Below are 12,920 nucleotides of genomic sequence, written 5' to 3'. Positions count from 1 at the left end.
GGGCACGACCCCCGGGACTCCACATCGCTGACCGACGTCTGGCCGTCGTTCGCGGACGCGGCGCGGGCGGGGCAGACCGGCGACGCGCTCAAGGGCGTGCGGGTCGGCGTGGTCAAGGAACTGAACGGCGAGGGCTTCCAGGCCGGGGTTCGTCAGCGGTTCCAGGAGTCGCTCGACATCATGGCGAAGGCCGGCGCGGAGATCGTCGAGGTCAGCGCCCCGCACTTCGAGTACGCGATCGCGGCGTACTACCTGATCCTCCCCGCGGAGGCGTCCAGCAACCTCGCCAAGTACGACTCGGTCCGCTTCGGTCTGCGGGTCACGCCCGACGGCGGCGGCACCGTCGAGCAGGTCATGTCGGCGACCCGTGAGGCGGGCTTCGGTCCCGAGGTGAAGCGCCGCATCATCCTCGGCACCTACGCGCTCTCGGCGGGCTACTACGACGCGTACTACGGCAGTGCGCAGAAGGTGCGCACGCTCATCCAGCGCGACTTCCAGTCCGCGTTCGAGAAGGTGGATGTGCTGGTCAGCCCGAGTGCGCCGACCACCGCCTTCAAGCTGGGCGAGAAGATCGACGACCCGATGGCGATGTACCTCAACGACATCACCACCATCCCGGCGAACCTCGCCGGGGTCCCGGGCATGGGGCTGCCGATCGGGCTGGCGCCCGAAGACGGCCTACCGGTCGGAATGCAGCTGATGGCCCCCGCCCGTGCCGACGCCCGCCTCTACACCTACGGCGCGGCGCTCGAGCAGCTGCTCGTCGACCGGTGGGGCGGTCCGCTGCTGAGTCAGGCACCCGATCTGAGTGCCACCGAGATGTTCGCGAGCGAAGAGGGAGCCGTCTGATGGCGAACGCCACCGCACAGAAGCCCGAACTGATGGACTACGTCAGGGCGCACGAGCTGTTCGAGCCCGTCCTCGGCTTCGAGGTCCACGTCGAGCTGAACACCAAGACCAAGATGTTCTGCGGCTGCGCCAACGAGTTCGGTTCCGGCGCCAACACCAACACCTGCCCCACCTGCCTTGGCCTGCCCGGCGGGCTGCCGCAGGTGAACCGCCAGGCCATCGAGTCCTCGATCCGCTTGGGCCTCGCGCTCGGCTGCGAGATCGCCGAGACCAGCCGGTTCGCCCGTAAGAACTACTTCTACCCGGACACCGCGAAGAACTTCCAGACCTCCCAATACGACGAACCGATCGCCTTCAACGGCCGACTCACCATCGAGCTGGAGAGTGGCCGCCAGGTCACGGTCGACATCGAACGCGCCCACATGGAGGACGACGCCGGCAAGCTCACCCACATGGGCGGCGCGGCCGGACGCATCCAGGGCGCCGACTACTCGCTGGTGGATTACAACCGCGGCGGTGTGCCGCTGGTGGAGATCGTCACCCAGATGATTGAGGGCGCCGAAGCGGATGCCCCCGAGATCGGCAAGACCTACGTCGCCGCGATCCGTGAGATCGTCAAGGCGCTCGGTGTCTCCAACGCCCGGATGGAAGAGGGCAACGTGCGCTGCGACGCGAACGTATCTCTGCGCCCGCGCGGCTCGAACATCCTGGGCACCCGCACCGAGACCAAGAACGTGAACTCCCTGCGCAGCGTCGAACGCGCCGTGCGCTACGAGATCCAGCGCCAGGCGGCGCTGCTCACCGCCGGCGGTACCATCACCCAGGAGACCCGGCACTGGCACGAGGACACCGGCACCACCTCCGCCGGCCGGCCCAAGAGCGACGCCGACGACTACCGGTACTTCCCCGAGCCCGACCTGGTGCCCGTCGCCCCGTCGCGGGCCTGGGTCGAAGAGCTGCGCGCCACCCTGCCCGAGCCGCCGGCGGCGCGCCGCAAGCGGCTGCAGGCCGACTGGGGCTTCGTCAACCTGGAGTTCCAGGACGTGGTCAATTCGGACCTGCTCGACGCCCTCGAGGCCACCGTCGCCGCCGGCGCACCCGCCCAGGCCGCCCGCAAGTGGTGGACCGGTGAGGTCGCCCGCCTCGCCAACGCGGCCGGCGTCTCCGCCGACAGCCTCGTGACGCCGGAGCAGGTCGCCGCGCTGATCGAACTCATCACCGACGGCACTCTCACCGACCGCCTAGCCCGCCAGGTGCTCGAGGGCGTCATCGCCGGCGAAGGGACGCCCAGCGAGGTCGTCGCCAGCCGCGGACTCGCCGTGGTCAGCGATGACGGTGCGCTGATCGTCGCCATCGACGAGGCCCTCGCCTCTCAGCCTGACGTGCTCGCGAAGATCCGCGACGGCAAGGTCCAGGCTGCCGGCGCCGTCATCGGTGCGGTCATGAAGGCCATGCGCGGCCAGGCGGATGCCGCCCGCGTCCGGGAACTCGTGCTGGAACGTGCCGGATCGGCACCGTCGGAATCGGCACAGTAGTGGCCCTTTTCAAACGCCGTCCGGTGGACGCTCCCGCTTCGGCGGGTGCGGCCGCCGCCTTCGGCGTCGGCATGCAGGTGGTGGTGCGGCTGGACCGTGCCCGTTACCCCGACTCGCTGGTGGAAGACCCCATCGGCGTCATCACGGCGCCCGGTGAGCTCATCGGCAGCGCACTGTACGCGCCCGTCGTCGGCAAGGAAGCCATCTGGGTGGTGCACTTCGAGGAGCCGTTCTACGGCCTCGACGGCACCGGCCCGCACGAGTCCGCCAAGGTGCCGCAGCGCTGCCTCGAAGCTGCGCCGGAGTCATGATCGCCGTGGCCGACCGCGACGCACCGCGCGAGTCCGACATCCGTCGGTGGCGGCAGTACCTGGCCGACGAACAGGCCGAGGCGGCGGTGTACCGCGACCTGGCCGGCCGGCGCACCGGTGAGGAACGGGAGATCCTGCTCGCCCTGGCCGAGGCCGAGGGCCGGCACGAAGAACACTGGCGGGACCTGCTCGGCGACCGCGCCGGCGCGCCCAAGAAGGGTGCCATGCGCACCCGGCTGCTCGGGCTGCTGGCCCGGAGGTTCGGCTCGGTGTTCGTGCTCGCCCTTGCCCAGCGCGCCGAAGCCCGGTCACCCTACGACGGGGACGCCGACGCGACGGACGCGATGGCTGCCGACGAACGCATCCACGAGGAGGTCGTTCGGGGACTCGCCGCCCGCGGTCGGCAGCGGCTCTCCGGCACGTTCCGGGCCGCCGTGTTCGGGGTCAACGACGGCCTGGTCAGCAACCTGGCCCTGGTGCTCGGCATCGGTGCAACCGGGGTACCGGCGGCCACCATCCTCTTCACCGGCATCGCCGGCTTGCTCGCCGGGGCGCTGTCGATGGGAGCGGGGGAGTTCGTCTCCGTGCGGTCTCAGCGTGAGTTGCTCGACGCGTCCACGCCGAACCCGGCCACCCGCAGCGTGTTGTCGCACCTGGACGTGGCCGCCAACGAGCTGACCCTGGTCTACCGGGCGCAGGGCATGTCGGAGGCCGACGCCGAGGTGCACGCCCGGGAGGTGCTGCGCACCGTGGCTGTGGCGACCGGTGCGCTCGATGTGAGCCGGCTGACGGCACCCGCCGAACCCGAAATCGACGAGCATGAGGCGATTGGCACCGGGATGACCGCCGCCGTGTCGAGCTTCTGCTTCTTCGCCTCCGGCGCGCTGCTGCCGGTGCTGCCGTACCTGTTCGGCATGGAGGGCATCGCCGCGATCATCGTGGCCGCCGTGCTCGTGGGCCTGGCTTTGCTGGCCACCGGTGCCGTGGTGGGCCTGCTTTCCGGCGGACCGCCGTTGAAGCGGGCGCTTCGCCAGCTGGCGATCGGTTTCGGCGCCGCGGGCGTTACCTACCTCCTCGGCATCCTCTTCGGCACCACGGTCGCGTAGCCCACGCCGCCGCAACTGTTGCTGCTGCGGACAAGTGGTCCCGGTGTGCCGGGTGCATTTGTCCGGCCGGGGCACAGTTGCGGAGCCCGGCGGGTCAGCGGCGGTCGTCGCGCCCGGTGAGGGCGAGCAGCCGGGACTGCAGCGGGGCGTCTTCGGGCATCGGCACGGGGGAGTCGAACAGGCCGCTGGCCTCCAGCGCGTCGCGCTGCGGCTCAAACACGGTCCAGACGGCTTCGATCAGGGCGTCGTCGAGGCTTTCGTCGGCGTCGGTGGCCCGAGCCAGGTCCCAGGAATGGATGGTCACGTCGGACACCTGCTCGCGCAGGTAATCGAGCACCGTGACGGTGTCGTAGGACAGCTGCACCGACGCATCCGCCGGCGCCGCCTGCCAGGCCGCGGTGGCCCGGGCGGAGTGGGTGCGCCACTCGGCGGCCAGGTCATCGCCCAACGGGTCGACCCGACGTTTGGCTTGGTCGATGCTCAGCCCGGCCAGCAACGGTGGAATCCACTGCTGCTCCTGCACCACGTGGCGCACGAGGTCACCCACGCTCCACTCCTTGTCGGGCGTGGCGGCGGTCCAGTCCCGGATGCCCGCCACCCGCTCGCCGAATTCGAGATGCGCGCGTTCCTGCAGTGCAAACCAGTCGACGGCGGTCTCGTCGAGGGCGTCGTCGGATGTCGGGTCGGAAGTCGTCAGGATGTCAGAAGTCACAGTGGGCTCAATTCGTTGGTGGGTCACGCGGCATCCGCCCCGGGGCGTCGGCTGTTGGGACGTGCAACGACATCGGGCCCGTGGGCATTCCGGTCAGCTGCTGCGGAAACCGATGAGCACCCCTCCGGTCGCGCGCACGCTCACGTTGTAGAGCAACGCGTAGCAGGCGCCGCCCGCACTGATCAGCACCGTGTTGAGCACCGCGACGGCCGCCGCGAAAGCCCACACCGTGGCCGGTTTCAACACCTCGCCGAGATCCATCGACTCATTGGTGAGGTCCCGATACGCCCCGGTGACGTCGGCGAACACGCTGGTGTCAGTGACGGCGCGCACGAGGAGGAAGATCAGCAGGACCGTCACCGCATTCAGGCACAGCGAGAGCAGGAACGCGAATTCCACGCTCGACCAGACTCCGATGTGCGCGAGTCCGAGGCGCATCTGCCGGACCGGTTCGCCACGATCGCCCTTCCGGGCCAGCCTCTCGGCGACGTCGCTCACCGGGCCACCCCGGCCTCGCCATCGATGGCACGCATCACGCAGTAACCGGTCATAATTCCCCCGAATCAATTGTCCCCATAGCAATATATGTCCGGCACCTGGGGAAACGTCTCATTCCTACGAAAACAGTTCGCCGCGTCGGCCCGCACCGGCGCTAAGTTCGAAAAAAAAGAATCCCGCCGGCCACGACCGGCGGTCCACCGAAGGAGGATTCCCGTGACCGCTGCGATCGCCGTGATGCTGCCCCGCGACCTGCCCGCCGAGCATTTCGTGGCCTACGCACGCCGCGCCGAAGACCTGGGCTTCGATGAGATCTGGGTGGTCGAGGACTGCTTCTTCCGGGGCGGCATCGCGCAGGCCGCCGTCGTGCTCGGCGCCACGCGCACCATCAGGGTCGGCATTGGCATCCTCCCCGCCGCTGCTCGCAACGCCGCGTTCACCACCCTGGAGGTGGCCACCCTTGCCGAGCTGTTCCCCGGCCGGCTGCAGGTGGGCATCGGCCACGGCATGCCGGTGTGGATGCGGCAGGGCGGCATCTGGCCGGCCAGCCCGCTGGCCATGCTGGCCGAAAACCTCGATCTCGTGCGCAGCCTGCTGACCGGCGCCTCAGTTACCGTCAGCGGCCGGTACGCCAGCGCGGATGCCGTGACCCTGGCGACTCATCCAGCCGTCGTGCCCTCGGTCCTGGCCGGGGTGCGCGGTCCGAAGTCCCTGGCCCTGGCCGGTGCCGCCGCCGACGGCGTGGTGCTGGCGGAGCCGGTCACCCCCGAATACCTTGCAGCTGCCATCGACGCCCTGGACGCCGGGGCGGCCGCGGGCAGCGAGCACGGCTTTCCCGAGCTGCGCCCGGCCCGAGGCGCCCGGCAGGTCGTGGCCTACAACGTCGTCGCGGTGCACGAGAGCCCTGCGGCTGCGCGCGCTGCGGCCCGGCCGGCGTTGGAGTGGATCGGCGACGCCGACTGGGCCCCGCACATCCGGGTGCTGCCCTTCGCCGCGGAGTTTGCTGCGCTGCGGGCCCGGAGCGCCAGCCGGGCGGAGTTCGCCCAGGCGCTGCCGGACGAGTGGGTCGACCAGCTTGCGGTCGTCGGCACCGCCGCATCCGCCCGTCGCCGGATCACCGAACTGCACGCGGCCGGCGCCACCAGCGTGGTGTTGATTCCGGCGGGGGACGACCCTGTGAATGCGCTGGAGTCACTGGCCGGGGTCCTGTCGGAGCGGCGGGGCGCAGCCTAGGCTGGGACCCCAACTGAAGGAGAACGCACATGGGATTCCTCGACCGCCTCCTGGGCCGTCCCGAACAGCCCGAACAGCCGCGTCGTGCGGCGGCTCCGCAACGCAGCGAAGACGAGATCGCCGTGGAGCGCTACCGGTACCTGCTGCGCACCGCCCCGCCCGAAACGATCGAGCAGGTTCACACGGAGGCGTTCAGCAAGCTCACCAATGAACAGCGGGACCTGTTGTTCACCCAGCTGACGGAGAACGCCATGGAGGGCGAACGCCCCGCGAACGCCGAACCGGCCACCCTGGCCAAGGCCGCCACCCGCGCCGAACTGCGCCAGCCGGGCACCCTGGACCGGGCCTTCGGCGGCGACCAGGCCGGCGGCCGGCAGGGCCCGGGCTTCGGCAGCATGCTCGGCGCCTCCCTGCTCGGCACAGTGGCCGGCTACGTCGTGGGCTCGGCGATCGTCAGCACCTTCCTGCCCGATGTCGGCGGGGATGCGGATGCGTCGGCGGACGCCGGCGGCGACACCGGTACGGATTCCGGCGCGGACGCGGGCACCGACACCGGGGCCGACTCCGGCTCCGATTTCGGCGGCGACTCCGGCGGTTTCGGTGATTTCGGCGGCGGCGACTTCGGCGGGGACTTCGGCAGCTTCTGACCCGCCGTCCGGGACCCACATCGCCACCAGAACCGGTACCCTCGAAGCGAGGTTCGAATCGGGGCGGCCACGGCGGCGGAAGGGTGCGAGAGCTGCATGAGTAAGCAGGACGGCAGCGACCGGCAGACCACCGGCAGCGACGTCGACGACACCACTGCCACCATCCTGCACATCGACATGGATGCGTTCTTCGCATCCGTCGAACTTCTCGACCACCCGGAGTTGGTGCACCTGCCGGTCGTCATCGGGCACCGGTCCGGCCGGTCTGTGGTGACCGCCGCCAACTACGCGGCTCGCAAGTACGGCATCAATTCGGCCATGCCCATGGCTATCGCCCTCCGCCGGTGCCCGACCGCCGTGGTGCTCGAACCGCATATGAGCCGGTATGCGGAGGTGTCCCGGCAGGTGATGGGCATTTTCACCGACATGACCCCGCTGGTCGAACCGCTCAGCATCGACGAAGCGTTCCTCGACGTCGCCGGGGCACGGCGGCTGCACGGGTCACCCGCTGACATCGCGCAGAAGATCCGCGCCCGGGTTCTCGCCGAGACCGGCCTCACCTGTTCGGTCGGCGCCGCATCGACGAAATTCGTGGCCAAGCTGGCGTCCGGGCGGGCCAAGCCGGACGGACTGCTGGTGATCCCCGCGGAGAACACGATCGCATTCCTGCATCCGCTGCCGGTCGGTGCCCTCTGGGGCGTGGGTGCCACGACCGAACAGGCATTGCTGGGCATGGGCCTCCGTCACGTCCGGGACATCGCGCACGCGACGAGGGAGACGCTCGAGCGGGCGGTGGGCGTGGCCGGTGCGCAGAAGCTGCACGATCTGTCCTGGGGCCGGGATCCGCGCACGATCAACCTCGAACGGGAGGAGAAAAGCGTCGGGCACGAGGTGACCTTCGAGCACGACGTGACGGATCCCGCCCGGCTGCGCAGCGAGCTGTTGCGGCAGGCGGATGCCGTGGCGGCCAAGCTGCGCGGCAACGGGCTCGTCGCACGCACCGTGGTGCTCAAGCTGCGCTACGCCGATTTCAGCACGGTCACCCGCTCCCGCACGCTCGCCGAGCCCACCAATGTGGGGCGGCGGATCTACGAAGAGGTCGCCGCGAGTTTCGACGTGTTGGCGGCCAGGGGCATCCGGGTGCGCCTCATCGGGGTGCGGGCGGAGCAGCTCGGTACCGGTGATGGTGCGGGCATGGGCCTGTGGGACGACGACGACGACTGGCGCGAGGCCGAACTGGCAGTTGACACCGTGACCGCCAGGTTCGGCCGGGGCATCGTGCGCCCCGCGTCGCAGCTGGGCGGCGGCAGCGCGCCGAAGCGGGACGTGCACCCGATCGGGACGCCGGACGCCGGCAACTGATCCCGGACCGGCGGAACCGGGCAGGACACCCCGCACGGAGGGGGAGTACCCTCTCAGCATGACTAATCTCGCCTTGAAGCTCGCAGAAAACGCAGGATCCATCGGAGTCCGGTCGGCATACGGCGATCCGGTGCAGATCGAGGGCGTCACGATCGTGCCGGTCGCCCTCGTGCAGTACGGGTTCGGCGGCGGCGGCGAAGGTGACGAGGCGGACGGTGCGGCCGGCGGCGGTGGCGGCGGAATGGCCATCCCGATCGGCGCGTACGTGAAGTCCGGCGGGGCGGCCCGTTTCGAGCCGAACCTGATTTCGCTGCTCGCGGTCGGTATCCCCTTCGTCTGGGTTGCCGGCAAGGCCATCGCCCGCATCATCCGCGCACTGAAGAAGTAGCGCGCAGAGCACGTTGCGCCGGTCTGCCGCGGAACGACGTTGCGTCGCGCGCGCGCGTCGCGGGGTCTCGACAGGCTCGACCGGCGTTCGGGCGCGCTCCGCAGGCACCCCGCACCGGTTTGGCGCGCCCGCGGGCGTGACCCGATGCGCGGGCGGACACCTATACTCGTAATCGAACACGGGAGTCCGGTGAACCGGGCTGAGAGGGAGCTACTTCAGCTTCGACCGTCGAACCTGATCTGGATCATGCCAGCGCAGGGAGGCTTCTCAATCCCGTGCCCTGTATTTCTCTACGGAAAGGGCACGATCAGTGCATGCATCAAGCGAAACCCTGTCCCCGTCGCCGACCCGGAAACCACGCGTGCTGCGCTGGCGGGTCGTCGACATCGTTGTGGCGAGCGTCATCGGCGTTGCCAGTGGCGTCATCTTCTGGGCCTGGGGCCTGGCCTGGTCGCCCTTGAGCGCCTTGCTCGCGTTCACCCCCGGACTCGAGGGGCTCCTCGCGGGCGGGTGGCTCTTCGCCGGCGTGCTCGGTGGCCTCATCATCCGCAAACCCGGCGCGGCCGTTTACACGGAGGTCGTCGCAGCGGTCGTCTCCATGCTGATCGGCACCCAGTGGGGCTTCTCCACGCTGATCTGGGGTGTCGTCGAAGGCCTCGGCGCCGAGATCATCCTGGCGCTGTTCCTGTACGCCAACTGGCGCCTCGGTGTTGCCCTGCTGGCCGGTGCCGGTGCCGGGGTGGCGGTTGGTTTGCTCGACACCACCTTCACGAGCTACGCGGCCATGGACTTCGGTTACAAGGCCGTCTACTTCGTCTCCGCCGTCGTCTCCGGCACGGTCCTCGCCGGGCTGCTGTCCTGGCTGGCCGTGCGCGGCCTCGCCCGCACCGGGGCCCTGTCGCGGTTCGCCGCCGGCCGGGAAACGGGCCACGTCGACCGTGCCCGGCCCCAACCCACCCGGTGACTGACGGCGGATGCCGGCAGTCGCACCGTTCGGAACGCGCATGACCGGCGCCAAGGTCACGGCTTCCGGCTGGGGCTGGCGGCACGCCGGCCGGTCCCAGCCGGCCGTTTCCGGGCTGGACCTCGACATCCAGCCCGGCGAGCGGGTGCTCGTCCTCGGACCCAGCGGCGCCGGGAAGAGCACCCTGATGCACGCCCTCGCCGGAGTGCTCGGCGATGACGAGGACGGCGACGAGACCGGCGAGCTGCGTGTCGACGGCCAGCGGCCCAGCCGGGCGCGCGGACGGGTCGGCCTGGTCCTGCAAGACCCGGACTCTCAGGTGGTGCTCGCCCGAATCGGCGACGACGTCGCGTTCGGGTGCGAGAACCTTGCGGTCCCGCGCGCCGAGATCTGGCCGCGGGTGAGGCGCGCCCTCGCCGAAGTGGGTCTGGACCTTCCCCTGCGGCATCCGACCAGCGCACTCAGCGGCGGCCAGAAACAACGGCTGGCGCTGGCCGGCGTCCTGGCGATGCAACCAGGACTGGTGCTGCTGGACGAGCCCACCGCCAACCTCGACCCCGAGGGCGTGGTGGAGGTGCGGGACGCCGTGCTGCGCTCGGTGCGGGCCTCCGGTGCCACGCTGATCGTCATCGAACACCGCGTCGCCGTCTGGCAGCACCTGGTGGACAGGGTCATCGTGCTGGACCCGGCTGGCGGTGTCTTGGCGGACGGTCCCACCGACAGCGTGCTCAGCACCGAGGGGGAACGGCTCGCCGCGGCGGGCGTGTGGATCCCACGCTTTCCGCCCGCCCGGCCCGACCGCCGGCCGGTCGTCGCGGCTGCGGCCGAGATCCTGCTGCACACCGAGGACCTCGCCGTGGGCCGGGTGCCGTTCGCCCGGAAACGCGCCGCGGTCGTGGCGGACGGTCTCAACCTCGACGTGCGCGCGGGCCGGGCCACCACGATCAGCGGTCCCAACGGCACCGGCAAGTCCACCCTCGCACTCACCCTGGCCGGCCTGCTCGCTCCCGCCGGCGGGCGGCTTGCCGCCGACGATGCCCTGGCAGCGGGACTCGGCGCCGCACCGCACCGGTGGCGATCCCGGGATCTGCTCGAGCGCATCGGCACCGTGTTCCAAGACCCTGAGCACCAGTTCCTGGCGGGAACCGTCCACGCCGAACTCGCCATCGGCCCGCGCGCCCTCGGGCTCTCCCCGGCCGAGCAAACCGAACGGGTCGACAGCCTGCTGCACCGCCTGCGGCTCGATCACCTGGCCGACGCGAACCCGTTCACCCTCTCGGGGGGCGAGAAACGCCGGCTCTCCGTGGCGACGGTGCTGGCCACCCGCCCGCGGCTGCTCGTTCTCGACGAGCCCACCTTCGGGCAGGACTCCCGCACCTGGGCCGAACTCGTGCGGCTCCTGGCCGAACTGCTCGATGCCGGAACCGCCGTGGTGGCCGTCACCCACGACGCCGACTTCGTCAGCACCCTGGCGGACGTGCGGCTCGTCCTGGAAGCCGGGCCGGGTACCACGACCGACCGACGTGTTCCCGGCGGCACCGTCGCCGTGCCCGCACGGCCGGCGGGAGGACGCGCCGGATGAGCGTTCTGACCCCCGACATCCGGCCCAGCGCCATCGCGACGGTCAACCCGGTGGCGAAACTGGCCGTCGCCCTGCTGATCAGTTGCGCGCTGATGCTCTCCATCGACTGGGTGTCCGCCGCTGTCGCGCTCCTGCTCGAGGGCATGCTGCTGGCCTGGTGCGGGCTGAACGCCCGGCAGTTCTGGCTGCGAACCGCCCCGGTCTGGATCGCCGCGCCGTTCGCCATGCTCACGACGGTGCTCTACGGCGAGGACTCCGGCGCCGTGCTGTTCAGCGCCGGGATCGTGTCGATCAGCGACGGTTCCGTGGCATTGGGGCTGGCGATCGGATTGCGGGTGCTGGCGATCGGGATTCCCGGCATCGTCCTGCTTGCCACCACCGACCCGACCGACCTCGCCGACGGCCTCGCGCAGGTCGTGCGCCTGCCGGCCCGGTTCGTGCTCGGCGCCCTCGCGGGTCTCCGCCTGGTGGGGATGTTCATCGACGATTGGCAGTCGCTCAGCCTCGCCCGCCGGGCGCGCGGGGTGGGCGATGGGGGAGGGCTGCGCGGGTGGGCCCGCCGCTTCGCCGGCCTGGCCTTCGCCCTGCTGGTGCTGTCGGTGCGCCGCGGCAGCAAGCTCGCCACGGCCATGGAAGCGCGCGGCTTCGGCAGCGACGAGCCACGCACCTGGGCCCGCCCGTCGGTGTTCGGGTTGCGTGACGGCCTGGTCGTGCTCCTGGGTGTGGGCATCGCTGCGGCGGCCATCACGGCGGCGGTTCTGGCGGGGACGTGGCGCTTTGTCCTCGCCTGATGCCACACCCGGCCCGATGCCCGCTCCGCTGCTCGCGCCGGTGCTTGCCGCGGTGCGCGCGCTCGGCCGGACCCCGGTCGGCGACCGGGTCGTCGTCCTCATCGACGGGCCGAGCGGTGCGGGAAAGAGCACCCTCGCGGATGCCGTCCTGGCCGCCTGGCCCGGACCGGTCGCACCGACCCTGGTGCGCCTGGACGACATCTACCCCGGCTGGGGCGGCCTCGACGCGGCTATCGCGCAGATCGGCGCTCACCTCCTCGCCCCTCGACGGGCCGGGGAACCGGCGGCATGGCAGCGCCACGACTGGGTCGCCGATAAGGCGGCGGAGTGGCACGGCGTCGACCCGGCCCGCCCGCTTCTCCTGGAGGGCTGTGGCGCCCTGGCGCGGTCGCACGTGGCGCTGAGCAACGTGCGGGTGTGGCTGGATGCGGACGACGGCATCCGCAAGCAGCGTGCGCTGGACCGGGATGGCGGTGTGTTCGAGGCGCACTGGGACCAGTGGCAACGGGACTGGGAGCGTTACCGGAACCGAGAACGCCCGGAAGGTTGCGCGACCCTGCGGCTGACAGCCACACCGGAAGGCACCGCGACCGGCGCACCCGACGCGCGCGGCTGAGAAATCCGGGGCATCACAGTAAGTTGGGGGTATGACTACACCTGAGAACGAGAACACCGAATACACCGTGGAATTCGTCGACGGCCCCCTCGAGGGGCAGAGCGACACCCGCGTGCTCCTGCACGGCGCCCACGACCAGCGCATCAGTATGCTCGCCGCCGTGGACAGCATGGAATCGCTGTTCTGGTACGACGAGGTCGACTCCCGTGAGGTGCAGGGCAAGCTGCACGTGCGGTACGCCTTTGACTCCGGCGACAGCGACCCGGTCGGGTCGGACGACGAGCCCAGCTGAGCCACCCGATCTGAGCGGACCAGGATGATCCGGC

The 12,920-nt window shown here is 70.7% G+C and carries 15 protein-coding genes and 1 riboswitch; of the genes, 13 read left to right on the top strand and 2 right to left on the bottom strand.

What is annotated here, in order from left to right; genetic code table 11:
• The 4 genes from JWP54_RS02285 to JWP54_RS02270 all read left to right on the top strand — a co-directional run.
• Positions 1-849: amidase (locus tag JWP54_RS02285; protein WP_297366655.1), on the top strand; the 849-nt coding region annotated here is incomplete at its 5' end.
• On the top strand, positions 849-2,384 hold the full coding sequence (gene gatB, locus JWP54_RS02280; RefSeq protein WP_297366653.1) for an Asp-tRNA(Asn)/Glu-tRNA(Gln) amidotransferase subunit GatB: 1,536 nt from the start codon (positions 849-851) through the stop codon (positions 2,382-2,384). The genes JWP54_RS02285 and gatB, both read left to right, overlap by 1 nt.
• Before the next feature lie 23 nt (positions 2,385-2,407).
• Positions 2,408-2,695, top strand: coding sequence for a hypothetical protein (locus JWP54_RS02275; RefSeq protein WP_297366651.1), 288 nt, complete (start codon positions 2,408-2,410; stop codon positions 2,693-2,695).
• On the top strand, positions 2,692-3,801 hold the full coding sequence (locus JWP54_RS02270) for a VIT1/CCC1 transporter family protein (RefSeq protein ID WP_297366649.1): 1,110 nt from the start codon (positions 2,692-2,694) through the stop codon (positions 3,799-3,801). The genes JWP54_RS02275 and JWP54_RS02270 overlap by 4 nt, the downstream gene beginning before the upstream one ends.
• Positions 3,802-3,895: 94 nt before the next feature.
• Here the strand turns inward: JWP54_RS02270 and JWP54_RS02265 are convergent, their stop codons facing one another.
• Positions 3,896-4,513 carry a TIGR03086 family metal-binding protein gene (locus JWP54_RS02265; RefSeq protein WP_297366647.1) on the bottom strand — a complete coding sequence of 206 codons (618 nt, stop codon included), beginning with the start codon at positions 4,511-4,513 and terminating at the stop codon, positions 3,896-3,898.
• A 93-nt stretch (positions 4,514-4,606) separates the two neighbouring features.
• On the bottom strand, positions 4,607-5,011 hold the full coding sequence (locus JWP54_RS02260) for a DUF3566 domain-containing protein (RefSeq protein ID WP_297366645.1): 405 nt from the start codon (positions 5,009-5,011) through the stop codon (positions 4,607-4,609).
• Positions 5,012-5,227: 216 nt separating this feature from the next.
• Between JWP54_RS02260 and JWP54_RS02255 the strand changes: the two genes are divergently transcribed.
• The 9 genes from JWP54_RS02255 to JWP54_RS02215 all read left to right on the top strand — a co-directional run bounded on the left by JWP54_RS02255 (position 5,228) and on the right by JWP54_RS02215 (position 12,886).
• Complete coding sequence (locus JWP54_RS02255; protein ID WP_297366643.1) at positions 5,228-6,244, top strand: LLM class flavin-dependent oxidoreductase; 1,017 nt, start codon at positions 5,228-5,230, stop codon at positions 6,242-6,244.
• A gap of 29 nt (positions 6,245-6,273) precedes the next feature.
• Positions 6,274-6,891 (top strand): hypothetical protein, encoded by a 618-nt coding sequence (locus JWP54_RS02250; protein WP_297366641.1) that lies wholly within the window; start codon positions 6,274-6,276, stop codon positions 6,889-6,891.
• Between the two features lie 96 nt (positions 6,892-6,987).
• Positions 6,988-8,253, top strand: a complete 1,266-nt coding sequence (gene dinB, locus JWP54_RS02245) for a DNA polymerase IV (protein ID WP_297366639.1) — start codon at positions 6,988-6,990, stop codon at positions 8,251-8,253.
• A 58-nt stretch (positions 8,254-8,311) separates the two neighbouring features.
• Complete coding sequence (locus tag JWP54_RS02240; protein WP_297366637.1) at positions 8,312-8,641, top strand: hypothetical protein; 330 nt, start codon at positions 8,312-8,314, stop codon at positions 8,639-8,641.
• Between the two features lie 168 nt (positions 8,642-8,809).
• A riboswitch (TPP riboswitch) is annotated at positions 8,810-8,920 on the top strand.
• A 31-nt stretch (positions 8,921-8,951) separates the two neighbouring features.
• Positions 8,952-9,605, top strand: coding sequence for an ECF transporter S component (locus JWP54_RS02235; protein WP_297366635.1), 654 nt, complete (start codon positions 8,952-8,954; stop codon positions 9,603-9,605).
• Positions 9,606-9,645: 40 nt separating this feature from the next.
• The gene (locus JWP54_RS02230) at positions 9,646-11,187 is read left to right on the top strand and encodes an ABC transporter ATP-binding protein (RefSeq protein ID WP_297366632.1); all 1,542 of its coding nucleotides are present in this window, start codon (positions 9,646-9,648) and stop codon (positions 11,185-11,187) included.
• Positions 11,184-11,978, top strand: a complete 795-nt coding sequence (locus tag JWP54_RS02225; RefSeq protein ID WP_297366630.1) for an energy-coupling factor transporter transmembrane protein EcfT — start codon at positions 11,184-11,186, stop codon at positions 11,976-11,978. The genes JWP54_RS02230 and JWP54_RS02225 overlap by 4 nt, the downstream gene beginning before the upstream one ends.
• A gap of 16 nt (positions 11,979-11,994) precedes the next feature.
• Complete coding sequence (locus tag JWP54_RS02220) at positions 11,995-12,594, top strand: ATP-binding protein (protein ID WP_297366628.1); 600 nt, start codon at positions 11,995-11,997, stop codon at positions 12,592-12,594.
• Positions 12,595-12,625: 31 nt separating this feature from the next.
• Positions 12,626-12,886, top strand: a complete 261-nt coding sequence (locus JWP54_RS02215; protein ID WP_297366626.1) for a hypothetical protein — start codon at positions 12,626-12,628, stop codon at positions 12,884-12,886.
• Positions 12,887-12,920: the final 34 nt, after the last annotated feature.

Source organism: Cryobacterium sp., from assembly GCF_025463825.1.
GTDB lineage: Bacteria > Actinomycetota > Actinomycetes > Actinomycetales > Microbacteriaceae > Cryobacterium.
The sequence above is the reverse complement of the archived record's forward strand: the minus strand, read 5'-3'. Positions and strand labels throughout refer to the sequence as shown.

What these genes read in the sequence shown, in the direction of transcription:
- gatB (WP_297366653.1), top strand. Translation starts at nt 849, where the DNA reads ATGGCGAACGCCACCGCACAGAAGCCCGAACTGATGGACTACGTCAGG.
- JWP54_RS02270 (WP_297366649.1), top strand. Translation starts at nt 2,692, where the DNA reads ATGATCGCCGTGGCCGACCGCGACGCACCGCGCGAGTCCGACATCCGT.
- JWP54_RS02250 (WP_297366641.1), top strand. Translation starts at nt 6,274, where the DNA reads ATGGGATTCCTCGACCGCCTCCTGGGCCGTCCCGAACAGCCCGAACAG.
- dinB (WP_297366639.1), top strand. Translation starts at nt 6,988, where the DNA reads ATGAGTAAGCAGGACGGCAGCGACCGGCAGACCACCGGCAGCGACGTC.
- JWP54_RS02240 (WP_297366637.1), top strand. Translation starts at nt 8,312, where the DNA reads ATGACTAATCTCGCCTTGAAGCTCGCAGAAAACGCAGGATCCATCGGA.
- JWP54_RS02230 (WP_297366632.1), top strand. Translation starts at nt 9,646, where the DNA reads ATGACCGGCGCCAAGGTCACGGCTTCCGGCTGGGGCTGGCGGCACGCC.
- JWP54_RS02225 (WP_297366630.1), top strand. Translation starts at nt 11,184, where the DNA reads ATGAGCGTTCTGACCCCCGACATCCGGCCCAGCGCCATCGCGACGGTC.
- JWP54_RS02220 (WP_297366628.1), top strand. Translation starts at nt 11,995, where the DNA reads ATGCCCGCTCCGCTGCTCGCGCCGGTGCTTGCCGCGGTGCGCGCGCTC.
- JWP54_RS02215 (WP_297366626.1), top strand. Translation starts at nt 12,626, where the DNA reads ATGACTACACCTGAGAACGAGAACACCGAATACACCGTGGAATTCGTC.